The sequence below is a fragment of the Nocardioides sp. P5_E3 genome, from assembly GCF_054049275.1.
Map to the genome: position 1 here is coordinate 1 of NZ_JBFUMR010000049.1, position 23902 is coordinate 23902.

Annotated in this window: 27 protein-coding genes; 15 read left to right on the top strand and 12 right to left on the bottom strand. The window is 72.1% G+C overall.

Going from position 1 to position 23902, the window contains the following annotated elements; genetic code table 11:
• Positions 1-175 precede the first annotated feature (175 nt).
• The 3 genes from ACXJKB_RS21740 (at position 176) to ACXJKB_RS21750 (ending at position 2926) form a co-directional block, all read left to right on the top strand.
• The gene (locus ACXJKB_RS21740) at positions 176-1183 is read left to right on the top strand and encodes a sugar phosphate isomerase/epimerase family protein (RefSeq protein ID WP_191196650.1); all 1008 of its coding nucleotides are present in this window, start codon (positions 176-178) and stop codon (positions 1181-1183) included.
• Between the two features lie 67 nt (positions 1184-1250).
• Entirely contained in the window at positions 1251-2387 is a 1137-nt protein-coding gene (locus ACXJKB_RS21745) for an inositol-3-phosphate synthase (protein ID WP_457192144.1), read from the top strand.
• Positions 2384-2926: a copper resistance CopC family protein gene (locus ACXJKB_RS21750; RefSeq protein ID WP_457192146.1), complete on the top strand. Its 543-nt coding sequence runs from the start codon at positions 2384-2386 to the stop codon at positions 2924-2926. The genes ACXJKB_RS21745 and ACXJKB_RS21750 overlap by 4 nt, the downstream gene beginning before the upstream one ends.
• A gap of 6 nt (positions 2927-2932) precedes the next feature.
• Here ACXJKB_RS21750 and ACXJKB_RS21755 read toward each other — a convergent pair whose 3' ends face one another.
• From ACXJKB_RS21755 to ACXJKB_RS21770, 4 genes are read right to left on the bottom strand one after another with little or no spacing between them, the layout of a single operon-like run.
• A complete protein-coding gene (locus tag ACXJKB_RS21755; protein ID WP_457192148.1) occupies positions 2933-3340 on the bottom strand; it encodes a universal stress protein in 408 nt (135 codons plus the stop codon).
• The gene (locus ACXJKB_RS21760) at positions 3337-4890 is read right to left on the bottom strand and encodes a tripartite tricarboxylate transporter permease (RefSeq protein WP_457192150.1); all 1554 of its coding nucleotides are present in this window, start codon (positions 4888-4890) and stop codon (positions 3337-3339) included. The genes ACXJKB_RS21755 and ACXJKB_RS21760 overlap by 4 nt, the downstream gene beginning before the upstream one ends.
• Positions 4890-5429 (bottom strand): tripartite tricarboxylate transporter TctB family protein, encoded by a 540-nt coding sequence (locus ACXJKB_RS21765; RefSeq protein ID WP_457192152.1) that lies wholly within the window; start codon positions 5427-5429, stop codon positions 4890-4892. Before ACXJKB_RS21765 ends, ACXJKB_RS21760 begins: the two co-directional genes overlap by 1 nt.
• A complete protein-coding gene (locus tag ACXJKB_RS21770) occupies positions 5426-6442 on the bottom strand; it encodes a Bug family tripartite tricarboxylate transporter substrate binding protein (protein WP_457192154.1) in 1017 nt (338 codons plus the stop codon). The genes ACXJKB_RS21765 and ACXJKB_RS21770 overlap by 4 nt, the downstream gene beginning before the upstream one ends.
• A gap of 95 nt (positions 6443-6537) precedes the next feature.
• Between ACXJKB_RS21770 and ACXJKB_RS21775 the strand changes: the two genes are divergently transcribed.
• The 4 genes from ACXJKB_RS21775 (at position 6538) to ACXJKB_RS21790 (ending at position 10917) form a co-directional block, all read left to right on the top strand.
• Positions 6538-8148 carry an ATP-binding protein gene (locus tag ACXJKB_RS21775; protein ID WP_457192156.1) on the top strand — a complete coding sequence of 537 codons (1611 nt, stop codon included), beginning with the start codon at positions 6538-6540 and terminating at the stop codon, positions 8146-8148.
• Positions 8145-8840, top strand: coding sequence for a response regulator (locus tag ACXJKB_RS21780; protein ID WP_457192158.1), 696 nt, complete (start codon positions 8145-8147; stop codon positions 8838-8840). The genes ACXJKB_RS21775 and ACXJKB_RS21780 overlap by 4 nt, the downstream gene beginning before the upstream one ends.
• A gap of 78 nt (positions 8841-8918) precedes the next feature.
• Complete coding sequence (locus tag ACXJKB_RS21785) at positions 8919-10433, top strand: AlkA N-terminal domain-containing protein (protein ID WP_457192160.1); 1515 nt, start codon at positions 8919-8921, stop codon at positions 10431-10433.
• Between the two features lies 1 nt (position 10434).
• The gene (locus ACXJKB_RS21790) at positions 10435-10917 is read left to right on the top strand and encodes a methylated-DNA--[protein]-cysteine S-methyltransferase (protein WP_457192162.1); all 483 of its coding nucleotides are present in this window, start codon (positions 10435-10437) and stop codon (positions 10915-10917) included.
• A 105-nt stretch (positions 10918-11022) separates the two neighbouring features.
• Here ACXJKB_RS21790 and ACXJKB_RS21795 read toward each other — a convergent pair whose 3' ends face one another.
• The 3 genes from ACXJKB_RS21795 to ACXJKB_RS21805 all read right to left on the bottom strand — a co-directional run bounded on the left by ACXJKB_RS21795 (position 11023) and on the right by ACXJKB_RS21805 (position 12970).
• Positions 11023-11496, bottom strand: coding sequence for a hypothetical protein (locus ACXJKB_RS21795; protein WP_457192164.1), 474 nt, complete (start codon positions 11494-11496; stop codon positions 11023-11025).
• Positions 11484-12065 (bottom strand): TIGR03086 family metal-binding protein, encoded by a 582-nt coding sequence (locus ACXJKB_RS21800; protein WP_457192166.1) that lies wholly within the window; start codon positions 12063-12065, stop codon positions 11484-11486. The genes ACXJKB_RS21795 and ACXJKB_RS21800 overlap by 13 nt, the downstream gene beginning before the upstream one ends.
• A 182-nt stretch (positions 12066-12247) precedes the next feature.
• Positions 12248-12970, bottom strand: coding sequence for an IclR family transcriptional regulator (locus ACXJKB_RS21805; RefSeq protein WP_090972091.1), 723 nt, complete (start codon positions 12968-12970; stop codon positions 12248-12250).
• An 84-nt stretch (positions 12971-13054) separates the two neighbouring features.
• Between ACXJKB_RS21805 and leuC the strand changes: the two genes are divergently transcribed.
• The 3 genes from leuC to ACXJKB_RS21820 all read left to right on the top strand — a co-directional run bounded on the left by leuC (position 13055) and on the right by ACXJKB_RS21820 (position 15875).
• The gene (gene leuC, locus ACXJKB_RS21810; RefSeq protein ID WP_457192168.1) at positions 13055-14461 is read left to right on the top strand and encodes a 3-isopropylmalate dehydratase large subunit; all 1407 of its coding nucleotides are present in this window, start codon (positions 13055-13057) and stop codon (positions 14459-14461) included.
• Between the two features lie 3 nt (positions 14462-14464).
• Positions 14465-15064 carry a 3-isopropylmalate dehydratase small subunit gene (leuD, locus tag ACXJKB_RS21815; protein WP_457192170.1) on the top strand — a complete coding sequence of 200 codons (600 nt, stop codon included), beginning with the start codon at positions 14465-14467 and terminating at the stop codon, positions 15062-15064.
• A 115-nt stretch (positions 15065-15179) separates the two neighbouring features.
• Positions 15180-15875 carry an HU family DNA-binding protein gene (locus ACXJKB_RS21820; protein ID WP_457192172.1) on the top strand — a complete coding sequence of 232 codons (696 nt, stop codon included), beginning with the start codon at positions 15180-15182 and terminating at the stop codon, positions 15873-15875.
• 39 nt (positions 15876-15914) lie between these two features.
• Here ACXJKB_RS21820 and cofC read toward each other — a convergent pair whose 3' ends face one another.
• Entirely contained in the window at positions 15915-16577 is a 663-nt protein-coding gene (gene cofC / locus ACXJKB_RS21825) for a 2-phospho-L-lactate guanylyltransferase (RefSeq protein WP_457192174.1), read from the bottom strand.
• A 131-nt stretch (positions 16578-16708) separates the two neighbouring features.
• Here cofC and ACXJKB_RS21830 point away from each other — a divergent pair, with 131 nt between their 5' ends.
• A complete protein-coding gene (locus tag ACXJKB_RS21830; RefSeq protein WP_457192176.1) occupies positions 16709-17500 on the top strand; it encodes a lysophospholipid acyltransferase family protein in 792 nt (263 codons plus the stop codon).
• Complete coding sequence (locus ACXJKB_RS21835; protein ID WP_457192178.1) at positions 17497-18498, top strand: NAD(P)H-dependent glycerol-3-phosphate dehydrogenase; 1002 nt, start codon at positions 17497-17499, stop codon at positions 18496-18498. Before ACXJKB_RS21830 ends, ACXJKB_RS21835 begins: the two co-directional genes overlap by 4 nt.
• 99 nt (positions 18499-18597) lie before the next feature.
• Here ACXJKB_RS21835 and ACXJKB_RS21840 read toward each other — a convergent pair whose 3' ends face one another.
• Positions 18598-19671, bottom strand: coding sequence for a trans-sulfuration enzyme family protein (locus tag ACXJKB_RS21840; protein ID WP_457192180.1), 1074 nt, complete (start codon positions 19669-19671; stop codon positions 18598-18600).
• A 32-nt stretch (positions 19672-19703) separates the two neighbouring features.
• Here ACXJKB_RS21840 and ACXJKB_RS21845 point away from each other — a divergent pair, with 32 nt between their 5' ends.
• Positions 19704-20873 (top strand): D-alanine--D-alanine ligase family protein, encoded by a 1170-nt coding sequence (locus ACXJKB_RS21845; protein WP_457192182.1) that lies wholly within the window; start codon positions 19704-19706, stop codon positions 20871-20873.
• A 12-nt stretch (positions 20874-20885) separates the two neighbouring features.
• Here the strand turns inward: ACXJKB_RS21845 and ACXJKB_RS21850 are convergent, their stop codons facing one another.
• Positions 20886-21395 carry a DUF3515 domain-containing protein gene (locus ACXJKB_RS21850; RefSeq protein ID WP_457192184.1) on the bottom strand — a complete coding sequence of 170 codons (510 nt, stop codon included), beginning with the start codon at positions 21393-21395 and terminating at the stop codon, positions 20886-20888.
• Positions 21396-21409: 14 nt separating this feature from the next.
• Positions 21410-21646 (bottom strand): Lrp/AsnC family transcriptional regulator, encoded by a 237-nt coding sequence (locus ACXJKB_RS21855; RefSeq protein ID WP_091196254.1) that lies wholly within the window; start codon positions 21644-21646, stop codon positions 21410-21412.
• 116 nt (positions 21647-21762) lie between these two features.
• Between ACXJKB_RS21855 and ACXJKB_RS21860 the strand changes: the two genes are divergently transcribed.
• Positions 21763-22713 (top strand): thiamine-phosphate kinase, encoded by a 951-nt coding sequence (locus tag ACXJKB_RS21860; RefSeq protein ID WP_457192186.1) that lies wholly within the window; start codon positions 21763-21765, stop codon positions 22711-22713.
• A gap of 191 nt (positions 22714-22904) precedes the next feature.
• Here ACXJKB_RS21860 and rpmB read toward each other — a convergent pair whose 3' ends face one another.
• Positions 22905-23090: a 50S ribosomal protein L28 gene (gene rpmB / locus ACXJKB_RS21865; RefSeq protein WP_056602600.1), complete on the bottom strand. Its 186-nt coding sequence runs from the start codon at positions 23088-23090 to the stop codon at positions 22905-22907.
• A 255-nt stretch (positions 23091-23345) separates the two neighbouring features.
• Between rpmB and ACXJKB_RS21870 the strand changes: the two genes are divergently transcribed.
• Positions 23346-23902, top strand: a 557-nt coding sequence (locus ACXJKB_RS21870) for a DAK2 domain-containing protein (protein WP_457192189.1), incomplete at its 3' end; no start/stop codon positions are given.

Genomic DNA, 23902 nt, shown 5'->3' on the forward strand with positions numbered 1-23902 from the left:
GGGTGGTGCCGAGAGGCACCGCCCCCAGCGGCCGGTGCCGGGACACGGCGCTCCGTCCCGGCACCGGTCCGCGCGGCCACCCGGCCCGCCCGACCACCACCCCGATCCACCTGACCAGCACCACCATCACGACCAGAACCAGCCGAAACGCACCACCACACCCTGAGGAGCACACATGCCACGCCCCGTCACCCTGTTCACCGGCCAGTGGGCCGACCTGCCGTTCGAGGAGATGTGCAAGCTCGCGTCGGGCTGGGGCTACGACGGCCTCGAGCTCGCCTGCTGGGGCGACCACTTCGACCCGTGGGCGGCGGTGGAGGACGAGTCCTACGTCCCGGCCAAGCTCGAGATGCTGAAGAAGTACGACCTCCAGGTGTTCGCCATCAGCAACCACCTCAAGGGCCAGGCGGTCTGCGACGACCCGATCGACGCGCGCCACCGCGACATCCTCCCCGACCGCATCTGGGGCGACGGCGACGCCGAGGGCGTGCGCCAGCGCGCTGCGGAGGAGATGAAGATGACCGCCCGGGCCGCGCGCAAGCTCGGCGTCGACGTCGTGGTCGGCTTCACCGGGTCCTCGATCTGGAAGTACGTCGCCATGTTCCCGCCGGCCTCGCAGGCCCTCGTCGACGCGGGCTACCAGGACTTCGCCGACCGCTGGAACCCGATCCTCGACGTCTTCGACAGCGAGGGCGTCCGCTTCGCCCACGAGGTGCACCCGTCCGAGATCGCCTACGACTACTGGACCACCGTCGCGGCGCTCGAGGCCATCGGCCACCGCGAGGCGTTCGGCCTCAACTGGGACCCCTCGCACTTCGTCTGGCAGGACCTCGACCCGGTCGGCTTCCTGTGGGACTTCAAGGACCGGATCTACCACGTCGACTGCAAGGACGCGAAGCGCCAGGTCGGCAACGGCCGCAACGGCCGCATGGGCTCGCACCTGGCCTGGGCCGACCCGCGCCGCGGCTGGGACTTCGTGTCCACCGGTCACGGCGACGTGCCGTGGGAGGCGTCGTTCCGGATGCTCAACACGATCGGCTACGACGGCCCGATCTCCGTGGAGTGGGAGGACGCCGGGATGGACCGTCTCGTCGGGGCCCCCGAGGCGCTGGAGTTCGTGCGCAGGCTCGCCTTCGACGCGCCGACCGCGGCCTTCGACGCGGCGTTCTCGACCTCGTCCTGACCGCCTACGGCCCTGATGGCCCCCTGATGTCCGCTGGGCCCCCGCCCATCCGTCCGAGGAGGACGACATGACCCCCACGCCCGAGGTGACGGCCAGGACAGGCGTGTGGTTCGTGGGTGCGCGGGGCTCGGTGGCCACCACAGCGGTGGTCGGTGCGTACGCCGTGGCGCATGGCCTCGCACCGACCACCGCTCTCGTGACCGAGCTGCCGGAGCTGCAGCCCGACGGCCTGCCGGCCCTCGCAGGGCTGGTCTTCGGCGGCCACGACGTCAGCTCCCACTCGCTGCCCAAGCGGGCCGAGGAGCTGGCCGCGGGCGGCGTGGTGCCAGCCGCCCTGGTGGACGTCGCCCGCACCCACCTCGAGGCCGTCGACGCCGAGGTGCGCCCGGGCCACGTCGTGGGCTCGGCCACCGCCGCCGAGGCGGTCGAGCGGCTCGCGGGCGACATCGCGGACTTCCGCGACCGGCACCACCTCGACCGGGTGGTCGTCGTCGACGTCGCCAGCACCCAGCCTCCGGTTCCGGACCCCGACTCGATGACGGAGGTCGACGACGCGCTGCCGGTCGGGGCGGTCTACGCGCTGGCGGCCTTCCGCGCCGGCGCCTCCTTCGTGTCGTTCACGCCCAGCCCGTGCCTGCGGCTCCCGGTCGTCGTCGAGGCTGCGCGTGAGAGCGGCCTGCCCTGGGCGGGCTGCGACGGCAAGACCGGGGAGACGCTGCTCAAGTCGGCGCTCGCCCCCATGTTCGTGATGCGGGCCCTCGAGCTGCGGTCGTGGACCTCGGTCAACCTCCTCGGGGGTGGCGACGGGGCGACCCTGGCCGACCCCGAGGCCGCTCGGAGCAAGACCGTCGCGAAGCGCAGCGGGCTCGACGCCATCGTCGGCCGCCCCGTCCCGGGGCCCATGCACATCGACCAGGTCGAGGACCTGGGGGAGTGGAAGACGGCATGGGACCACGTGCGCTTCGACGGCTTCCTCGGCACCCGCATGACGCTGCAGCTCACCTGGGAGGGGTGTGACTCCGCGCTGGCCGCGCCGCTCGTCCTCGACCTGGCGCGCCTGGTGTCCGCCGCGCACGCAGCCGGGCGGACGGGTCCGCTCACCGCTCTCGCCTTCTTCTTCAAGGACCCCGTCGGCGCCACCGAGCACCGTCTGTCCCAGCAGTGGGACGACCTGGTGTCGTGGCGCGCGGAGCTCGGCTCGTGACCGGCCTCGCTGCGCGGCGAGGTGCCGCCCGGCTCGTCCTGGCGGCCGTGGCGGCCGTCCTCTGCTGGGCCACGGTGCCTCCGGCCGCCGCCCACGACGAGCTCCTCTTCTCCGACCCGTCCGATTCGGGGGTGCTGCGTGAGATGCCGTCGCGGGCGATCCTCACCTTCAGCGGTCCGGTCGCAGAGGTGCACGAGGTGACCGTCACGGGGCCTGACGGGAGCGTCGCCAACGGCACTGCCACGGCGACGGGGCCAGAGGTCCGGCAGAACCTCTGGGCGGGTCCCGACGGTGCCTACACCCTGACCTACGACGTCGTGTCCTCCGACGGCCACGAGATGGCCGGCGAGATCCGCTTCGAAGTGGGCGACGGCACGCCCGACGCGGTGGGAGCGGCGGCGTCCTCGTCGTCCGGGGACGACGATGATCCCGACGGAGTGCTCCGCGGGATCGTCGTGCCGGCCGGCGTGGTGCTGCTGTCCGGGGCCTGCGCGCTGGTCATCCGCCACCGGCGCCGCGCTGCCCCGAGCGGGACCTAGGCCGACCTAGCCAGGGGGCTTCACCGCCAGCACGGCGCAGTCCGCACCGAGCAGGATGCGCTGCGCGACGCTGCCCATGAGCAGCTTGCCCACGGGGGAGCGCCGGCGCAGGCCGATCACGACGAGGTCGGCGGAGACGTCCTGGGCCACCGCGAGGACCTGGTCGCCGACGTCGGCGCCCATCGAGCGTCGTACGTCGACCTCGATGCCGCTGGCGGCCAGCTCCGCGGTCAGGCGGCCCAGCTGCTCGTCGTCGGCGAAGCGGTCGTCCACCAGCGCGTCGCCGCGGGTGGCGTTGACCACCACGACGCGACCTGCGCGGAGCCTCGCCTCCTCGACGCCGCGGTGCAACGCGACCTCGCCGAACTCGTCGGGCGTCCAGCCCACCACGATCACGCTCGCACCGTCGTTCATCGCACCTTCTCCTCTGTGTGGGTGTCGTCGGTCGTCAGGCTCTGGTCCGCGGCCACTGCGGCGGGCGTCGGGCGCAGCCGGCGCACCGCGAACGGTGCGACCACGGCGATCGACACCACCACGTAGATCACGATGGCGAGCGGCTCGCTCCACAGCGCCGAGACGTCACCACCCGAGATGGCCATCGCCTCGCGGAGCCGGAACTCCATGAGCGGCCCGAGGATCACGCCGAGGATCAGCGGCAGGACCGGCAGGGCGAAGCGCCGCATCATCAGGCCGAGGAAGCCTAGCAGGAGCAGCAGGAAGAGGTCGAACGCCTGCAGGTTGGCGGCGTACGCGCCCAGGGCGGCGAAGAACAGGATCCCCGCGTAGAGCTGGGGCCGCGGGATGCGCAGCAACTTCGCCCAGAGCGGCGCAAGCGGCAGGTTGAGCACCAGCAGCAGGACGTTGCCGATGAGCAGGCTGGCCAGCAGGGCCCACACGAGCTCCGGCTGGTCCGTCATCAGCCCGGGACCGGGCTCGATGCCGTAGCCCTGCAGGGCGGCCAGCATGACGGCGGAGGTGGCGGTCACGGGCAGACCCAGTGCGAGCAGCGGGACGAAGGTGCCCGCGGCCGAGGCGTTGTTGGCCGCCTCCGGTCCGGCCACTCCCTCGATCGCGCCCTTGCCGAAGTCGTCGTGGCCCTTGCGGGCGGCGATCCGCTTCTCGGTGATGTAGGACAGGAACGTCGGGATCTCCGCGCCGCCGGCCGGCAGCGCGCCGAACGGGAAGCCGTACGCCGTGCCGCGCAGCCACGGACCCCACGACCGCTTCAGGTCGGAGCGGCTCATCCACGGGCGTCCGACCGGGATGACGTGGGCGGGGCTGCGACGCAGGTGGGCAGCGACCCAGAGTGCCTCGCCCAGGGCGAAGATGCCGACTGCGACGATGACCACGTCGATGCGGTCAGCCAGCAGCGGCTGGTCGAAGCTCAGCCGCGACTGGCCGGTGTTGAGGTCGAGGCCGACCAGGCCGATGGTGAGGCCGAGGAAGAGCGCGATGAAGCCGCGCAGGGGCGATCCGCCGAGCACGCTGGTGACCATGACCATCGCCAGCACCATGAGGGCGAAGTAGGACGGGGCGCCGATCTCGACCGCCACCGATGCCAGTGCCGGGGCGAAGAAGACGACGAGGAGCGTGCCGATCGTGCCGGCGATGAAGGAGCCGATCGCCGCGGTGGCGAGCGCCTGTGCGGCTCGTCCGGCCCGTGCCATGAGGTTGCCCTCGAGGGCCGTCATCACCGACGCGGACTCGCCCGGTGTGTTGAGCAGGATCGCGGTGGTCGAGCCGCCGTACATGCCGCCGTAGTAGATGCCGGCGAACATGATGAAGGCCGAGATCGGCTCGAGGCCGTAGGTCACGGGCAGCAGCAGCGCCACGGCCATGGCCGGGCCGATGCCCGGCAGGACGCCGACGAAGGTGCCGAGGAGCACGCCGATGACGGCGTAGAGCAGGTTCTCCGGGGTGAGGACGGAGCTGAAGCCGTCCATGAGCAGTCCGAGGTTCTCCATCAGAGCACCCCGTCCAGGATCCCGGCCGGGAGGATGACGCCCAGGCCCTCGTGGAAGAAGTACCAGCTGGCCACGGAGAGCACGAAGCCGACGATGACGTCACGCACGAGCGTGCGGCTCCCGAGGGACCACGCCGATCCGACGAACAGCAGCGCACCGCTCACGGCCCAGCCGAGGAAGGTGATCGTCAGGACGGTGAAGAGCAGCACCCCGACCAGCTTGAGGACCGTGGTCCAGTCGGCGGGGTGGCGCAGGTCGACGTCCTCGCCGCCCTCGGCCTGGGGCACGTCGCCGCGCAGGGTGGCGATCACCAGCAGGACGCCGAGCAGCACGGTGACGGCGCCGATGACGTAGGGGAAGATCCGCGGACCGACCGGGTCGCCGAAGCCGACGCGCAGCGTGGTGGCCTCCCAGAAGGTGTAGGCGCCGACGACGACCAGCAGCGCGGCGAGGCCGAGCTGGGCGAGATCACGGTCGGGTGTCTCCTGCGGGGACCCGGGGGGATTGGGGGTGGTGGGGGTGTCGAGTGATGTGCTCACAGCAGGTCCAGCTCCTCGAGGGTGGTGGCGACGCGCTCGTCCTGCTCCTGGAGGAACGTCGTGAACTCGTCGCCGGTCTTGAACTCGTCGATCCAGCCGTTGTCCTCGAGGGCTTGCTTCCACTCGGGGGTGTCGTGCATCTCCTCGAGCATCGCGATCAGCTCGTCACGCCGCTCGTCGCTGATGCCGGGGGGCGCGAAGACGCCGCGCCAGTTGGTGAAGACCAGGTCGATGCCGGCCTCGGTCAGGGTGGGGGACTCGCTGATCCCCTCGCCCTTGAGACGCTCCTCGCCGGACACGGCCAGCAGCCGCAGCTCGCCGGAGGACAGCGGCCCCTCGAACTCGCCGACGCCGGAGAAGCCGACGTCGATCTTGTTGCCGAGCAGGGCGGTGGTCAGCGGGCCGCCGCCGTCGTACACGACGTAGCGCAGCTCGCGGGGGTCGACGCCGACCGCGGTGGCCAGCTGCATCGGGAACAGGTGGTCGGGGCCGCCCGGTGACGACCCGCCGCCGATGACGACCGAGTCGGGGTCCTTCTCCCAGGCCGCGACGAGGTCGTCGATGGTCTTGAAGGGCGAGTCGGCCGGGACCAGCACGCCCTCCTGGTCCTCGATGAGCTGCGCCAGCGGCGTCGCGTCGTCGAGCTTGTAGGGGGCGCCGAAGGAGTAGAGCGACCCGACGACGCCGAGCCCGGCGGTCATCATGGTGCGCTCGTCGCCGTCGGCGTTCATGAGTCGCGTCATGGCGACCGAGCCGCCGGCGCCGATCACGTTGGTGACCTCGAACGAGCCGGGGCTGATGTCGGCGTTCTCCATCACCGCGATGGCGGTGCGACCGGTCTGGTCGTAGCCTCCGCCCGGGCTGTTGGGGATGAGCATCGTGAGGTCGTCGGCGGTCTGGGGCCCACGGGTCACCCCACAACCGGTGGCGAGCAGCACGACGCCGGCGAGGGCCGTCAGCGCGGCCGCAGCCCGCCGGGTCCTCCCGGTCCGCCTGGTCCGTTGGCGCAGCATGTGGTCTCCATCTCTCGGATCGGTTCCGACGTGACGATGGTGGGAGACTCCTGTGGCGGTCGTCACGGTTGGGTAAGCAATGGAGGTTGTGGAACTTGTGGTCACGCTCGCGCTGGTGGCCGGCGACGCTCGCCGGCCAGTTCCTGGTGCTGCAGCTGACGGTGCTCCTCGCCGTCGTGGCGCTGGCGAGCATCGTGTCGGTGCAGCAGAGCGACGCCGACTTCCGTGACACCCGCGGTGCCCGGATGCGAGCCGCGGCGGAGTCGATGGCCAACACCGCCGTCGTGCGCGACGCCTTCGTCGCGGACCGGGTCGAGCGCAGACGCGGGACGCTGACGTCGTACACCCAGCAGGTGCGCACCAGGGTCCAGGCCAGCGGCGTCTACCTCACCGACCCCGAGGGGCGGGTGCTCGTCAGCAGCGACTTCGGCGGTCGCGACCAGCACGTCGACCTCGGCTCGAGCACCGTGCATCAGCTGCGCACGTGGACCGGTGACGTCGACGACTTCGGTACGCCGTCGATCGCGGCCCAGGTGCCGATCATCGACGACCAGGGCGACCTCGTCGGCATCTCGATGGTCGCCGAGGAGTACCCCACGTGGCGTGAACGGGCCCGCAGCGTGGTGCCCGACCTCCTCACCTTCGCCGGCTTCGCCCTGGGCCTCGGCGTGGCCGGGTCGTTCCTGCTCTCGCGGCTGATCCGCCGTCGTACGCGCGGCCTGGAGCCTGCCGCCATCGCGGCCCTGGCCGACCAGCGCGAGGCGCTCCTTCACTCGATCCGCGAGGGCGTCGTCGCCGTGGCCGACGACGGCACCGTCACCGTGCTGAGCGACAGCGCGCGTGAGCTCATCGGCCTCGACGGCGACGTCGAGGGCCGCCGGGTCGACGACCTCGACCTCGACCCGGCCGTGCGCGACCTGCTGTCCGACGACGCGGCGATCCGCGACCACGTCGTCGTGCTGGGCGAGCGGGTCCTGGTGGTCAACCGCAACCCGGTCGTCGAGGGCGGGCGCACCGTCGCGTCGGTGACGACCCTGCGCGACCGCACCGAGCTGCTCGCGCTGCAGAGCGAGCTCAGCGCGCGCGAGTCGATCACGAACACGCTGCGGGCGCAGACCCACGAGTTCCACAACCAGCTGCACACCATCTCCGGCCTCGTGCAGCTCGGGGAGTACGACGAGGTGTCCCGGCTCGTCGGCACGCTGAGCCGGCGCCGCCGGGAGATCTCCGACGCGGTGCTGGCCCACGTCGAGGACCCGGCCGTCGCGGCGCTCCTCATCGCCAAGACCAGCCTCGCGGTCGAGCGGGGCGTCGACCTCAGCATCGCCGCCGACAGCAGCCTGCCCCGGCTCGACCCGGAGGGCTCCACCGACGTCGGCACGGTGCTGGGCAACCTGGTCGACAACGCCGTCGACGCGTCCGTGTCGGTGGGCGGCAGGTCGGTGGAGGTCGCGTTGAGCCTCGACGGCGACGTGGTCCGGCTGGCGGTGGCCGACACCGGGCCCGGTGTCCCGCCGGACGAGGTGGGCCGGATCTTCCGCCGCGGCTGGAGCTCCAAGGGGCCGACCGTCGAGGGACGGGGTGTCGGACTGGCGCTCGTGCAGGTCGTCTGCGAGCGTCGGGGAGGCTCCGTCGGGGTCGGTGCCGGCGAGGACGGCACGGGCGCGGTCTTCGAGGTGCGGTTGCCGGGAGTGGAGGTCGGGTGAGCGGGACGGACGACCTCGGGGTGCTGGTGGTCGACGACGACTTCATGGTCGCGCGCATCCACACCCAGTTCGTGGAGCGCACCGAGGGCTTCGTCGTCGTCGGGGTCGCCAGCAGCGGTCAGGCCGCCCTCGACGACATCGCGCGGCTTCGACCCGACCTGGTGCTGCTCGACGTCCACCTCCCCGACATGACCGGCATCGACGTGCTGCGGCGCCTCCGGGGCGGTGGCGACGACGTCGGGGTGCTGATGGTGACCGCGGCGCGCGAGGCCGACACGGTCCGGGCCGCGGCGTCCGGGGGAGCGGTCCACTACCTCGTCAAGCCGTTCGACTACGAGGACCTCCGCGTCCGGCTGGAGACGTTCCGCGCCGCGCAGCTCGCGCTCTCCGGATCTGGCGCGCCCGGCCAGGACGACATCGACGCGGTGTTCGGCGCCGCTGCGGCGGCCCCGTCGCCGCCGGTGAGCCTGCCCAAGGGACTGAGCCCGGAGACCGCCGAGGCGGTGCAGGACGCGCTGCGCAGCGCCGGCGAGCTCTCCGCTGCTGAGTGCGCGGACCTCGTCGGCATCTCCCGCGTCTCCGCGCGCCGCTACCTCGAGCACTTCGTCGCCCGCGGCGCTGCCGTCGTACGCCTGCAGTACGGCGGAGCCGGACGGCCGGAGCGCCGCTACCGGCCGGCCGGACAGGCCTAGGTCGACCGCGCGCCCGACGCCCACGGCGGTGTCCGATTTCCGCTGGTGTGAGGTGCCTCCGGGTGACAGGCTCGGGTCATGACACCGACCGGGCACCTCGACACCGAGGCCTGCTACCGCGCCGTCAGCAGCCGGGACCGCCGCTTCGACGGGGTGTTCTACACCGCAGTCCGGACCACCGGCATCTACTGCCGGCCCTCGTGCCCGGCGCGGACCCCCGCGCCGGGCAACGTCACGTTCCACCCCACCGCAGCGAGCGCGCACGCCGCCGGCTTCCGCGCCTGCAAGCGCTGCCTGCCCGACGCGACGCCCGGCAGTCCGGAGTGGGACGTCGCCGCCGACGTCGCCGGGCGGGCGATGCGCCTGATCGCCGACGGACTCGTCGACCGCGAGGGTGTCGACGGGCTGGCCCGCCGGGTCGGCTACACCCCGCGCCACCTCGGCCGCCTCCTGACCCAGGAGCTGGGTGCGGGTCCGCTGGCGCTGGCCCGGGCTCGTCGCGCCCAGAGCGCGCGGGTGCTCATCGAGACCACCGACCTGCCGCTGACCGACGTGGCCTTCGCGGCCGGCTTCGCCAGCGTCCGCCAGTTCAACGAGACGCTGCGCGAGATCTACGCGTCCTCGCCCAGCGAGCTGCGCGGTCGTCGTACGGGCGCCCGCAGCGCCGGCGCCGTCACCATGCGGCTGCCCGTCCGCACACCGTTCGCCGGGCGGCGGATGCTCGACTTCCTCGCCTACCACCTCGTGCCGGGCGTCGAGGTCGCCGGACCGGGCTGGTACGCCCGTACGCTCGACCTGCCCCACGGCAGCGGCACCGTGCGCCTCGGGCTGGCCGACCTCCCCGACACCTCCGACCGCGCCGGCGGCGGGACCGGCTTCGTCACCGCCGAGTTCCGGCTCGAGGACCTGCGCGACACGGCGGCCGCCAGCGAGCGCGTACGCCGCCTGCTCGACGCGGACTGCGACCCGCGCGCGGTGGACGACCACCTCGCGGCCGACCCGGTGCTCGGTGACCTCGTCCGCGCCACCCCGGGACTGCGCGTCCCCGGGCAGGTCGACGGCGACGAGACGGCGATCCGCACGGTCATCGGGCAGCAGGTCAGCGTCACCGGCGCCCGCACGGTCGCCGGACGCCTCGTGGTCGAGCACGGACGCCCCGTCGAGTCCGACGTCCCGGGCCTGACGCACCTCTTCCCCGACGCCGCGACGCTCGCGGCGGCCGACCCGACCACCCTGCCGATGCCCCGCGCGCGGGGCCGGGCGCTCGTCGGGCTGGCCGCGGCGCTCGCCGACGGCAGGGTGCTGCTCGACCGGGGCCCCGACCGCGACGACGTACGACGCGCGCTGCTGGAGCTGCCCGGCATCGGCCCCTGGACGGCGGACTACGTCGCGATGCGGGCGCTCGGACATCCGGACGTCTTCCTGCCCACCGACCTCGCGGTGCGCCGGCTGCTCGCCGGCCTGGCCACGCCCGGAGGAGGCGACCCGGACCCCGAGCGTTGGAAGCCGTGGCGCTCCTACGCCCTGATGCACCTCTGGAACACCCTGATGCCCGACACCCCCGCGCCGTCCCGCGCTGATGAGGAGAACTGACATGTGGACCGTGATGCCCTCACCCGTGGGCGACCTGCGCATCGTCGAGCGCGACGGCTCGATCGTGGCGATCGAGTTCTCGCCGTTCCGCCAGCCGGTGGACGGTCGGCCGCTGGGCGCGCGCTCCGACGACGACCCCGTGCTCGCCGAGGCCGTGCGGCAGCTGGCGGCGTACTTCGAGCGCGAGCTGACCGACTTCGACCTGCCGCTCGCGCCGGTCGGCACCGACTTCCAGCGCCGCGTGTGGACCCAGCTCGAGCTCATCGGCTACGGCGAGACCGCGTCCTACGGCCAGATCGCCGGCCGGTTGGGCATGACCAACGCGGCATCGCGCGCGGTCGGCCTGGCCAACGGTCGCAACCCGATCCCGATCGTGGTGCCGTGCCACCGCGTCATCGGCGCCAACGGCACGCTGACCGGCTATGCCGGCGGCCTCGAGCGCAAGCAGCAGCTGCTGGAGCTGGAGCAGGACGCGCTCTTCTGAGACACGCAGCGTCGAGCGAGGAACGAGCTCGGCGCGTGGGCGTGGCCAGATCGAGCAAGTCCTACGGCCGAGGCACGAGGCCGCAACGGGCGCGTCGAGGTTCCTTCATTCGTGAGATGTGCGAGATGGGTCAGATGTGCGAGCCGTCGCGCGACCGATGGCGGCACCCACGACGGCCGGACCCGCGACGAGCCCGAACGTGAACGGCAGCTGGCCGACGTCTGAGGCAAGGAGCTCGGTGAACGACATCGAGGCGTCCCGCGGGACCGCGAGCGCGACCCACCACCCGACGGCCAGGCCGGCGGCGACCAGCAACCACCAGGCCACGGCAGTGGCAGCGCCCACCCTCGCCGCGTCGACGAGGCAGCCCACGAACCCGGCCGTCGCGAGGGCGGCGAACGCGATCAGACCGGCTCCGATCGCGGCATCTCCGCCGTCGCCCATCCGTGGCACCACCAGCAGCGTGTAGGCCGTGAGGGCGATGCCCAGGACGGCGAGGCGGACGAGGACGGCCCGGACGTGGCCCACCCGACCCAGACGGTCGGTGTCCTCGCCCGTGCGCGTGCTCAGGGTGTCCACCTCGGGTCGCGGCCCGAGCGGGCGAGCACCTGCTCGAAGGCCGACGCACCGGGAGCGACCGGCACGGAGGGACCGAACAGGCCCGGGGTGCCGCCCTCGTCGAAGCCCCCGACGAACGCCATGCACGATCCGGCGGTCGCGTCGTCGCACTCGTAGGGCTGGCCGGTGGCCCGCGCCAGGTCCCACCCGTGGAGGACGACCTCGTCGAGCGCGACCAGTCCGCCCACCTGGCCCGGCAGGTCGACGCCACCGGCGCGGGTCATGCCCTCCCACGCCGCCGGGTCGCGCCAGGCCACGGCCAGCGCCGGGACCTGCTCGGCGAGGGCTTCGCGCCAGCCCGGCTGGACCTCGGGCCACCCGGCCTCGTCGGGACTGGTGTCGGTGAGGGGACCGAAGTCCTTGTCCGCTGCGGCCCGGAAGGCGAGTGTCAGCCCCACGAGGTGCTGGACGAGCTGCCCGACCGTACGCCCCTCGCAGGGGGTCGGTCCGTCGAGCTGGTCGTCGGTGACGTTGGCGGCGACGGCGGCCAGCCGCTCACCTGCTGGCCCGAGGTCCACGAGGTCTGCCATGCGCCCACCCTGCCCGAGATCACTGCGGGCCGAAAGGTGGCGGCAGATCGCAGCAGGACACCTGCTTGTCGGGTGATCTGCCGCCACCATCGGGAGGTCGGTCGGGAAGGTGGCGGCAGATCACAGTCGGACGCCGCGGTGGCGTGCCATGTGCCGCCACCATCGGGAGGTCGAGCGGGGAGCTACTCGGACGCGGCGCGGCGCAGCGACTCCGACAGCCGGTCGGCTGCGGCGAGCACGGCGGGCGCGTGCATCCGGCCGGGCTGGCGGGAGAGTCGCTCGAGGGGACCGGAGACCGACACCGCGGCGATGACCTTGCCGCCGGGGGAGCGGACCGGCGCGGACACCGAGGCCACGCCCTGCTCGCGCTCGCCGACGGACTGCGACCAGCCGCGGCGGCGGATGCCGGACAGGGCGGTGGCCGAGAAGGCGGCGTTCTGCAGGCCGCGGTGCATGCGCTCGGGGTCCTCCCACGCCAGCAGGATCTGCGCGGCCGAGCCGGCGTTCATGGTCAACTGCGAGCCGACCGGGATCGTGTCGCGCAGGCCGGACGGGCGCTCGGCGGCGGCGACGCACACGCGGTGCTCGCCCTGGCGGCGCCACAGCTGGGCGGACTCGCCGGTGATGTCGCGCAGTCGGGCGAGGACGGGGCCGGCTGCGGCGAGCAGCCGGTCCTCGCCGGCGGCGGCGGACAGCTCGGCCAGTCGCGGCCCGAGCACGAAGCGGCCCTGCATGTCGCGGGCCACGAGGCGGTGGTGCTCGAGCGCGACAGCGAGCCGGTGAGCGGTGGGTCGGGCCAGCCCGGTGCCGGCCACCAGGCCGGCCAGGGTGGCCGGTCCGGCCTCCAGCGCCGCGAGCACGAGCGCGGCCTTGTCGAGTACGCCGACGCCAGATCCGTTGTCCATATGCCGATATTCTCATCTCAGAGAGTGGGATGCAAGATGTAGCGTCGTCCTACCGCACGCGGCAAAGTCAAAGGAGTTTGTGTCATGGGCAAGACCCTGTCCGAGAAGGTCTGGGACGAGCACGTCGTCCGGAGTGCCCCCGGAGAGCCCGACCTCCTCTTCATCGACCTCCACCTCCTCCACGAGGTGACCTCGCCGCAGGCCTTCGACGGCCTCCGCCTGGCGAACCGCTCCGTACGCCGTCCCGACCTCACCCTCGCGACCGAGGACCACAACGTCCCGACCCTCGACTGGGACAAGCCGATCGCCGACCCGGTGAGCCGCCTGCAGGTGGACACGCTGCGCAAGAACGCCGCCGACTTCGGCGTGCGCCTGCACCCGCTCGGCGACATCGAGCAGGGCATCGTCCACGTCGTCGGCCCCCAGCTCGGCCTGACCCAGCCCGGCATGACGATCGTCTGCGGCGACTCCCACACCTCCACGCACGGTGCCTTCGGTGCGATCGCCTTCGGCATCGGCACGTCGGAGGTCGAGCACGTGCTCGCCACCCAGACCCTCACGCAGGCCAGGCCGAAGACGATGGCCGTCACCATCAACGGCAGCCTGCCCGAGGGCGTCACCGCCAAGGACCTCGTCCTCACCCTGATCACGCACACCGGCACCGGTGGCGGCCAGGGCTACATCGTCGAGTACCGCGGCCAGGCCATCGAGGAGCTCTCGATGGAGGGTCGGATGACCGTCTGCAACATGTCGATCGAGTGGGGAGCCAAGGCCGGCCTCATCGCGCCCGACCAGACCACCTTCGACTACATCGAGGACAAGCCGGAGGCGCCGAAGGGTGCCGACTGGGACGCAGCCGTCGCCCACTGGAAGACCCTGCGTACCGACGACGACGCGGTCTTCGACAAGGTCATCGAGCTCGACGCGTCCACCATGACGCCGTTCGTCACCTGGGGCACCAACCCGGGCCAGGGCGCGCCGCTCGGTGCGAGGATCCCCAGCCCCGACGACTTCGACGAGCCCAACGACAGGGTCGCGACCGAGAAGGCCCTGCAGTACATGGGTCTCGAGGCCGGCACGCCGCTGCGCGACGTCAAGGTCGACACCGTCTTCGTCGGCTCGTGCACCAACGGCCGCATCGAGGACCTGCGCCTGGCGGCGTCCATCCTCGAGGGCCGGACGGTCGCCGCCGACACCCGGCTGCTCGTCGTGCCCGGCTCGGTGCGCGTACGCCTCCAGGCCGAGGCCGAGGGTCTCGACAAGGTGTTCATCGCCTCGGGTGCGGAGTGGCGCGGCGCCGGCTGCTCGATGTGCCTCGGCATGAACCCCGACCAGCTCGCCCCGGGGGAGCGGAGCGCGTCGACGTCCAACCGCAACTTCGAGGGCCGCCAGGGCAAGGGCGGACGCACGCACCTCGTCTCGGTGCCCGTCGCCGCCGCCACCGCCGTGCGCGGCACGCTCTCCAGCCCCGCCGACCTGCAGGAGGTCTGACCCATGGACAAGTTCACGACCCACACCGGCGTCGGCGTCCCGCTCAAGCGCAGCAACGTCGACACCGACCAGATCATCCCCGCGGTCTACCTGAAGCGGGTGACCCGCACGGGCTTCGAGGACGGCCTCTTCGCGGCCTGGCGCAACGACCCCGACTTCGTGCTCAACAACCCGACCTACACCGGTGGGTCCGTGCTGGTCGCCGGTCCTGACTTCGGCACCGGCAGCTCGCGCGAGCACGCGGTGTGGGCCCTGCAGAACTACGGCTTCAAGGCCGTCATCTCCTCGCGCTTCGCCGACATCTTCCGCGGCAACTCAGGCAAGGCAGGGCTGGTCGCGGCGCAGGTCGACGAGAAGGTCGTGCAGCGGCTGTGGGACTGGCTCGAGGACAACCCGGGTGGCGAGATCACCGTCGACCTGGAGAGCCGCACCGTCCGCGCTGGCGTCGGCGAGGACGCCGTCGAGGACTCCTTCGACATCGACGACTACACCCGGTGGCGCCTCCTCGAGGGCCTCGACGACATCGGCATCACGCTGTCGCACGACGCCGACATCACCGCCTTTGAGGCGGGGCGACCGAGCTGGAAGCCCGTCACTGCGTGAAAAACCCCTACAAACAGGGGCTTTGGTGATTGTCCTCACCCTTCCATGTGCCTAGCGTGCCTTGAGAAGGTCGAGCACGAGCTCGGCGTCCGAGGTTCATTGGGAAGGGAAGCTAGTGAACAAGTCAGAGCTCATCGACGCGCTCGCCGCGCGTTACGAGGGGAACCGCAAGCAGGCGGCCCACGCACTGGAGTCCGTGCTGGACACCATCACCCGCGAGGTCGCCAAGGGTGAGAAGGTCGCGATCACCGGTTTCGGCTCGTTCGAGAAGGCCGTCCGCAACGCCCGGTGGGTCCGCAACCCGCAGACCGGCGAGCGGATGAAGTCGAAGAAGAAGTCCGTGCCGAAGTTCTCCGCCGGCAAGGAGCTCAAGGACGTCATCTCGGGCGCGAAGAAGCTGCCGAGGCTGACCGCCGCCACGATGCCCAAGCCGCCCGGTGTCCGGGCTGCCGCGGCAGCAGTGACGGGTGCCGCCGCCAAGAAGTCGGCGCCGGCGAAGTCCGCGGCCTCCAAGTCGGCAGCCCCGGCGAAGAAGGCGTCCTCGACGTCCGCGGCGAAGAAGACCACGGCCAAGAAGTCGACGGCCAAGAAGTCGTCCAGCGCGAGCACCGCCAAGAAGGCGCCCGCGAAGAAGACCGCCACGAAGGCCGCCAGCAAGTCGACGGCCAGCAAGTCCACCGCCAGCAAGGCGACGGCCAGCAAGTCCACCGCCAGCAAGACGACGGCGAGCAAGTCGACGGCCAAGAAGGCGCCGGCGAAGACGACCACCGCCAAGAAGACCACGGCGAAGAAGACCGCCAAGAAGTCCTGACGCAGCCGCCGGCTCGCTGGCGCCGCGTCGAAGGGCGGGTCACCCCGAGGGGGTGGCCCGCCCTTCGCTTGCCCGCGTCGTGTGCGGACCGACACCGGCCAGCAGCGCGGCATCCAGGTCGTCCGGGTCGTCGACGTCCGTGCGCACGCTGGTCGCGCTGGTGCCGACCTCGACGGCCCCGGTGCCTTCGTGGCGCGCCGCGGAGGCGACACCGAAGGACGGGTCGAAGCCGTCGGCAGGGGCGGCGTACAACGTCGTGCCCATGCCCGTGTGGTCGCGCACGAACGCGGCGCGTCCTGCCGCGACCTGCTCGTGCACCTCGCGGAGCACCCCGGCCAGCTCGACGGGCCGCAGCCCCGGCAGGTCGGCGCACAGCACGACGGGCACCGCTCCGGGCCAGCGTCGCGCGACCTCCGCGACCGCCTGCACGAGTGTCGCGTTGAGGTCCTCGCTGACGCCGTCGGGGATCACCTCGCACCCGAGGGTGCGCACGGACGCGGCCAGGCGGTGGTCGTCGGTGACGACGAGGACGGCGTCGACTCCGGGCGTGGCCGCGGCGGCCTGGACGGTGTCCAGCGCGAAGGCCTCGGCCAGGTCACGTCGATGGTCGTCGGCGAGCCCGGTCAGTCGGGACTTGCCGTAGGTGGGCGACTTCACGGGTACGACGACCACGCAGCGCGTGGGTCGGGCATCGGCGGACATCACGCCGATTCTCCCATCCGGCACCAGCGTGCCGGTGGGGTCCCTGCACCCCGTCGACCGAGTAGCCTGCTCGCGACGCAGGCAGCGTCCGGGCGGGGCCCGCGAGGAGAGCACGATCGGGAGGGGTGGCGGTGCGCGTCAGGAAGCTCGAGCAGAAGCGCGGCTGGGCGATCACCGTTGCCGCGTCGATCCTCAAGCCGACGCTGATCAGCGCGACGTCGCGCACGTGGATCGACGGAGAGAAGATCCCGGCCACCGGTGGCTGCATCGTGGTCATCAACCACATCTCCCACGTCGACCCCCTGCTGTCGGCGCACTTCGTCTACGACCACGGCCGGCTCCCGCGCTACCTCGCGAAGTCCGGGCTCTTCAGCAACAAGTACCTCGGCGGCTTCCTGACGTCCGCCGGCCAGATCCCCGTCGAGCGCCTGAGCCGCAACGCGATCGGTGCGTACGACGCCGCGGTGAAGGCGATCGGCGAGGGCGAGTGCATCATCATCTACCCCGAGGGCACGTTGACGCGCGACCCCGACCTGTGGCCGATGAAGGGCAAGACCGGCGCGGCTCGCATCGCCCTGGCCACCGGCTGTCCGGTGATCCCGGTCGGGCAGTGGGGTGCGCAGGAGGTGCTCCCGCCCTACACGAAGCGGCCGCACCTCGTGCCGCGCAAGAACATCGTCATGAAGGCCGGTGACCCGGTGGACCTCGAGGACCTGCTCGGGCTCCCCGCGTCCGCCGAGACGACGGCGCGTGCGACCGACCGCATCATGGCCGCGGTCACGGCGATCGTGGCCGACCTCCGTGACGAGACCGCACCCGAGCAGCGCTACGACCCCCGCAGCAGCGGCGTACGCGAGACCGGCAACCCGCACGACACCGCCCACGACGGGGCCCACCGGACGAAGAGGAAGCGCACCCGATGACGAAGATCGCAGTGTTCAGTGCCGGGTCGTGGGGCACCGCCTTCTCGCTCGTGCTGGCCGACGCCGGCAACAACGTGTCCTTGTGGGCCCGGCGCGAGGAGGTCGTCGAGGCCGTCAACGAGCGCCGGGAGAACACCGACTACCTGCCGGGCATCGAGCTGCCGCCGTCGATCTCCGCGTCGACGGACCCGGAGCAGGTCGCGGCGGACGCGGACGTCGTCGTGCTCACCGTCCCGTCGCAGACCCTCCGGGAGAACCTCACCGCGTGGGCGCCGGTCATCCCCGAGAAGGCCACGCTCGTGTCGTTGATGAAGGGCGTCGAGCTCGGCTCCCTGATGCGGATGAGCGAGGTGATCCAGGAGGTCACCGACGCCTCGGCCGACCGGATCGCCGTCGTCAGCGGACCCAACCTGGCGCGCGAGATCGCCCGCCGCGAGCCGGCTGCGTCCGTCGTCGCCTGCCTCGACGAGGAGCGCGCCAAGCACATCCAGGCCCTGACGCACGGGCCGTCGTGGCGGCCCTACACCTCGGTGGACGTGCTCGGCTGCGAGATCGGCGGTGCGTACAAGAACGTCGTCGGCCTCGCCGTCGGCATGGCGGTCGGGCTGGGCTTCGGTGACAACACCACCGCCTCGGTCATCACCCGCGGTCTTGCGGAGACCGCGCGCCTGGCGACCGCGCAGGGCGCCAACCCGCTGACCCTCATGGGTCTCGCCGGCCTCGGCGACCTCGTCGCCACGTGCTCGTCGCCGCTCTCGCGCAACCGCACCTTCGGTGAGCGCCTCGGTCAGGGCATGACGACCGAGGAGATCTACGCCTCCACCCGTCAGGTCGCCGAGGGCGCGAAGTCCTGCAAGTCCCTGCTGGAGCTCGCCCGCCGCATGGGCGTCGACGCCCCGATCGCCGAGGCGGTCGACGCCGTCGTCGACGGCAAGATGACCGCGCTCGACATGATGAACTCCTTCATCGCCCGCGACACCAAGCCCGAGCTGCACTGAGCGTCGCGGCCATGGCGGCTCCCACGACAACGTCATGGGAATCGCCGGTCCTGCCCGGAGATTCCCATGACATCCCGCCGGTACGCGCGGGCGCTGCGGTCAGCCGACGCAGCCGTCCAGGGCCGCGCGCAGGTCCTCCCAGAGGTCCTCGACGTCCTCGATGCCGACGGAGAGCCGGACGAGCCCGTCGGGGATGGTGGCGGCCTCGGCCTTCCAGCGGCGGCGGCGCTCGAGGCTCGACTCGACGCCGCCGAGCGAGGTGGCGTGGATCCAGAGCCGCGTCTTGCGGCTGAGCAGGTCGGCGGCCACCTCGCCCTGGGCGAGGACGATGCTGACGATCGCGCCGAACCCGGGGTAGCGCACCTCGTACAGCGCGGGGTGCTCGGCGAGGCGGCGTACGAGCTCCTGGGCGTTGGACTGCGCGCGCTCGACGCGCAGGTGCAGGGTGCGCAGGCCGCGCAGGGTCAGCCAGGCCTCGAAGGGACCGGGGATGGCTCCGACGAGGTCCCGACGGCCCTTGAGCACGCCGTAGAGCTCGTCGTCGCGGGTGACGATCGCGCCCATCTGCACGTCGGAGTGGCCGGCGAGGTACTTCGTCGCGGAGTGCACCACGATGTCGACGTCGTCCTCGAGCGGGCGCTGCAGCAGGGGAGTGGCGAAGGTGTTGTCGACGACGACGTAGGCGCCGGCCTCGTGCGCGGCCTTCGTGATCGTCGCGATGTCGGCGACCTCGAGGGCGGGGTTGGTGGGCGACTCCAGCCACACGAGCGCAGCGCCGTCGCAGGCCGCGACGACCGCGTCGGTGTCGGTGACGTCGACCATCTCGGCGGTGAGCCGACCGCGCGACTCGAGGTCGGCGAGCTGCATGATCGTGCCGGTGTAGCCGTGCTTCGGCACCAGGACCTTGCCCTCCTTGCCCACCAGGTCGAGCACGGTGGCGACAGCGGCGAGCCCGGACGCGAACGTCAGGCACCGACCGCCCTCGAGGGCGCCGAGCGCGTCCTCCAGGGCCGTCCAGGTGGGGTTGCCGTAGCGGCCGTACTCCACCTCGCCGCCGGCCACGTAGGTGGCCGCCATGGTGATCGGCGTGTTGAGCGGGGCGTCGGGGACCTTGTCCGGCCGGCCGGCCGTGACGGCGATCGTGCCGGGCCTGAGCGGTGAGTCTGCAGCCATGCGCGCCAGCGTAGGTGGATAGGGTCGAGGCGATGAACGACACCTCCCCTGACAAGACCGCAGCCCCCCTCTCGGACCCGACCCCAGCCGCCACGAGCCGCAAGCCGCGCGTCGCGGTCGTCTTCGGTGGCCGTTCCTCCGAGCACGGCATCTCGTGCGTGACCGCGGGGAGCGTGCTGGCCGCGATCGACCGCGAGGCCTACGACGTCGTGCCGGTCGGGATCGCCCCCGACGGCCGGTGGGTGCTGGAGAGCGACGAGCCCACCCGGCTCGCGATCCGCGGCAACGACCTGCCGCAGGTCGACGCCGGGCGGTCCCCGGTGGCGCTGATGGGTGCTGCCACCGGCACCGACCTCGTGGTCGCCGAGCCGGCCAGCGTCCCGTCGGTCATCGGCGAGGTCGACGTGGTCTTCCCGCTGCTCCACGGCCCGTGGGGCGAGGACGGCACCCTGCAGGGGATGCTGGAGATGGCCGGCGTGCGCTACGTCGGCTCGGGGGTGCTCGCGTCAGCGATCGGCATGGACAAGGCCTACATGAAGGTCGTCCTGCAGGCCGCCGGTCTCCCGGCGACGCCCGGCATCGTCGTGACCCGCACGGAGTTCGAGCAGGACGCGATCGGCGTACGCGCACGGGTCGAGGAGGTCGGCTTCCCGTCGTTCGCCAAGCCCGCCCGCGCCGGGTCGAGCATGGGGATCAGCAAGGTGCACGACGCCTCGGAGATCGACGCGGCGCTCGAGGAGGCGTTCCGCCACGACCCCAAGGTGCTCGTCGAGCAGTCGATGGAGGGAGCGCGCGAGGTCGAGTGCGGTGTGCTCGGCACGCTCGAGGGCCCGCCGGAGACGTCGCGACCGGGCGAGGTCCGCACCGGCGGCGACCACGAGTTCTACGACTTCGAGGCGAAGTACCTCGCCGACCAGCACACCGAGATCGACATCCCCGCCGACCTGCCGGCCGCGATCGAGCAGGAGCTGCGCGCGATGGCCGTGCGCGCCTTCGAGGCCCTGTCCTGCGAAGGTCTCGCGCGCGTGGACTTCTTCGTGATGCCCGACGGCTCGCTGGTGATCAACGAGCTCAACACGATGCCGGGCTTCACCCCGACCTCGATGTACCCGCAGCTGTGGGCCGCGACCGGCATGTCCTACCCCGACCTCGTGGACCGGCTCGTCCAGCTCGCGTTGCGGCGCGACACCGGCCTCCGCTGAGGCCGGGGACTGCTACAGGCAGGACAGACCTTCCCCGAGGTGCTGCTTCAGCGCCGGCGCCAGCTCGGCCAGCGCGCGGTCGATGCCCTCGGTGCGGTAGTCGGCCGGCACCAGCACCTCGACGTAGGGCTCGAGGCTCAGCGCGATCGGCGTTGCGTCCTCGGACTGGTCGGAGAGCTGGTCGTCAGGGACGTACCAGCCCACGCCGTCGATGACGTTGCACTCGGCGGTCGGCTCGTAGTCGCCCGGCTCGGGCACGCCGCACGTGAGGACGTACGCCGGATCGCCCCAGGCCGCACCCAGCGCGTCGGCCGGCTCGACGTCGCGCCGGTCCAGACCGGCGAGGGTGTCGGGGAGGTCGGCGACCAGGGCCTCGCAGGCGGCCCGGTCGGCGTCGGAGAGCTCGACGTCGTCGATCGTCGGGGTGCTGCTGCAGCCCGCGAGGGCGAGCACGACGGCGGTGGCTCCGGACGCGACGACGCCCCGGCCCGTGGACGGACCGAGGCGTCGACTCAGGTGCACGTGGGCCGGTCGGCTCAGATGTGGACGACCGGGCAGGTGAGCGTGCGGGTGATGCCGTCGAGGTTCTGCACCTTCGAGACGACGAGCTTGCCGAGCTCGTCGACGTTCTTGGCCTCGGCTCGGACGATCACGTCGTAGGGACCGGTGACGTCCTCAGCAAGCGTGACGCCGCTGACCTGGGCGATGGCCTTGGCCACCTCGGCGGCCTTGCCGACGTCGGTCTGGATCAGGATGTAGGCCTGGACGACCATCGTGGACTCCTCGGTCTCTTCAGCGGGTGTGACCGGGCCAACCTACCGCGCGACGCGGGCGGGCCGACAGGGGATGGGTGACTGTGATCACGGGTCGGGTCTGGTGGGATGGAGCCATGGCCACGACAGCGGACGCAACCCTTGGCGAGGCAGGCGAGTTCGGCCTGATCTCCCAGCTCGTGGAGATCTTCGAGGGCGACGAGCACGTGCTCGTCGGACCCGGCGACGACGCCGCCGTGCTGCGCGTCAAGCACGGCCACGTGGTCGTCTCGACCGACCTGATGGTCGAGGGCCGGCACTTCCGTCGCGACTGGGCCGACGCCGCCGACGTCGGCCACCGGGCCGCCGCCCAGAACCTCTCCGACATCAACGCCATGGGTGGCACCGCGCGTCACCTCACCATCGGCCTCGCGGCCCCCGCGGACCTCCCGGTCGCGTGGGCGCTCGACTTCGCCCGCGGCTTCGCGGAGGAGTGCGCGAGCGTCGGTGCGACGGTCGTGGGCGGCGACGTCACGCGCGCCGACCAGGTGGTGATCGCCGTCACGGTCCTCGGCCAGTGCACCCAGGCACCCGTCCTGCGCTCGGGCGCCCAGCCCGGCGACGTCCTCGCGCTCACCGGTCGCCAGGGGTGGGCCGCCGGCGGCCTCGCGGTCCTCGGCCGCGGCTTCCGCTCCCCGCGGGTGCTCGTCGAGGCCTACCGCAGGCCGGAGCCGCCGTACGCCGCGGGCAAGGAGGCCGCCGAGGCCGGGGCGACCGCCCTCATCGACGTCTCCGACGGCCTCCTCGCCGAGGCCGGGCACATCGCGGACGCGAGCGGCGTCGCCATCGACGTACGCACCAGCGCGTTCGAGGTCCCTGAGCCGCTCCAGGCCGTCGGCGCCGCGCTGGGCGCCGATCCGATGCAGTTCATCCTCGGTGGTGGTGACGACCACTCGCTGCTGGCGACCTTCCCCGACGCGGCCTCGGTCCCGTCCGGTTGGCAGGTGATCGGCGAGGTCCGCGAGGGCGAGGGCGTCACCGTCGACGGCGGGACGTACGACGGCCCCACCGGCTGGACCCACTTCTGAGCCGTCGGTCCTGGCCCACTTCAGCGATCCCCGGTCAGCCGGGGATCGCTGACGTTGTCAGGCCATGCAAGGCCTGACAACGTACGGAAGTGCCGGTCAGCCGGGGATCGCTGAATCCCGCGGACAGCCCCTGAGGAACGACGAAGCCCCCGCCGCAGAGCGACGGGGGCTTCGACGAAGAAGACGTCAGGTCAGCGCGAGACCTTGCCGGCCTTGAGGCAACCGGTGCAGACGTTGAGTCGCTTGGGCGTGCCGTTCACGGTCGCCCGGACGCGCTGGATGTTGGGGTTGAAACGACGCTTGGTGATCTTGCGCGACCAGGGACGGTTGTTTCCGAAGCCCGGCTTCTTGGCGCAGATGTCGCAGACGGCAGCCACCGTGCACTCCGATCCGTTCGAGGGTGATAGATGTTCATCAGGCCTGACCGCCAGAAGCGGCAGCAGGCAACCGCGCAAGAGTAGCCGAGGACCTGCGGCGAGATGAAATCGCAGGGGCCGTGGGTGCCGGGCACTACCCTGTGGCGCGCACCACATCGTACGACGAAGCAGCCTCAGCACCACATCCGAGCGACCCCCAGCGGGCACCAGGTACCCGCCAGGCATCCAGCACACACCCGGGAGCAGACCGACGCGATGGAGCACGTCACCCACGGCATCACGCTGGACGGCGTCGCGCGGTTCGTCGACATCGCCACCGACGCGTTGTCCTCGGCCCGCGAGGAGATCGACGCGCTCAACGTCTACCCCGTGCCCGACGGCGACACCGGCACCAACATGTTCCTCACCGTCTCCGCGGCCCGCGACGCGTTGCGCGAGGCCCTTGCGAGCGACCCGGGGCTGTCCCTCGGCGACGGGATGGCCGTGCTCGCCCGGGCCGCGCTCATGGGTGCGCGCGGCAACTCCGGGGTGATCCTCAGCCAGATGCTGCGCGCCTACGTCCGCCACCTCGCGGGTGCCGCGATCGCCGACAAGCCGGCGGAGACGATCGCCGCAGCCATGGCCGAGGCGACGGAGGCCAGCTATGCCGCCGTCGGCTCGCCCGTCGAGGGCACGATCCTCAGCGTGTCGCGAGCCGCGTCCGACGCCGCGATGGAGGCGGCCGGCCGCGGGGCGCGCACCCGCGACGTGTTCACCGCGGCGGCCTCGGCGGCGCGTGCGGCCCTGGCCCGTACGCCGGAGCAGCTCGCCGT

Bases quoted from the DNA above. Each gene is read 5' to 3' on its own strand.
- ACXJKB_RS21740 (WP_191196650.1), top strand. From the start codon at position 176: ATGCCACGCCCCGTCACCCTGTTCACCGGCCAGTGGGCCGACCTGCCG.
- ACXJKB_RS21745 (WP_457192144.1), top strand. From the start codon at position 1,251: ATGACCCCCACGCCCGAGGTGACGGCCAGGACAGGCGTGTGGTTCGTG.
- ACXJKB_RS21755 (WP_457192148.1), bottom strand. From the start codon at position 3,340: ATGAACGACGGTGCGAGCGTGATCGTGGTGGGCTGGACGCCCGACGAG.
- ACXJKB_RS21760 (WP_457192150.1), bottom strand. From the start codon at position 4,890: ATGGAGAACCTCGGACTGCTCATGGACGGCTTCAGCTCCGTCCTCACC.
- ACXJKB_RS21770 (WP_457192154.1), bottom strand. From the start codon at position 6,442: ATGCTGCGCCAACGGACCAGGCGGACCGGGAGGACCCGGCGGGCTGCG.
- ACXJKB_RS21785 (WP_457192160.1), top strand. From the start codon at position 8,919: ATGACACCGACCGGGCACCTCGACACCGAGGCCTGCTACCGCGCCGTC.
- ACXJKB_RS21790 (WP_457192162.1), top strand. From the start codon at position 10,435: ATGTGGACCGTGATGCCCTCACCCGTGGGCGACCTGCGCATCGTCGAG.
- ACXJKB_RS21800 (WP_457192166.1), bottom strand. From the start codon at position 12,065: ATGGCAGACCTCGTGGACCTCGGGCCAGCAGGTGAGCGGCTGGCCGCC.
- ACXJKB_RS21805 (WP_090972091.1), bottom strand. From the start codon at position 12,970: ATGGACAACGGATCTGGCGTCGGCGTACTCGACAAGGCCGCGCTCGTG.
- leuC (WP_457192168.1), top strand. From the start codon at position 13,055: ATGGGCAAGACCCTGTCCGAGAAGGTCTGGGACGAGCACGTCGTCCGG.
- leuD (WP_457192170.1), top strand. From the start codon at position 14,465: ATGGACAAGTTCACGACCCACACCGGCGTCGGCGTCCCGCTCAAGCGC.
- cofC (WP_457192174.1), bottom strand. From the start codon at position 16,577: ATGTCCGCCGATGCCCGACCCACGCGCTGCGTGGTCGTCGTACCCGTG.
- ACXJKB_RS21835 (WP_457192178.1), top strand. From the start codon at position 17,497: ATGACGAAGATCGCAGTGTTCAGTGCCGGGTCGTGGGGCACCGCCTTC.
- ACXJKB_RS21840 (WP_457192180.1), bottom strand. From the start codon at position 19,671: ATGGCTGCAGACTCACCGCTCAGGCCCGGCACGATCGCCGTCACGGCC.
- ACXJKB_RS21845 (WP_457192182.1), top strand. From the start codon at position 19,704: ATGAACGACACCTCCCCTGACAAGACCGCAGCCCCCCTCTCGGACCCG.
- ACXJKB_RS21855 (WP_091196254.1), bottom strand. From the start codon at position 21,646: ATGGTCGTCCAGGCCTACATCCTGATCCAGACCGACGTCGGCAAGGCC.
- ACXJKB_RS21860 (WP_457192186.1), top strand. From the start codon at position 21,763: ATGGCCACGACAGCGGACGCAACCCTTGGCGAGGCAGGCGAGTTCGGC.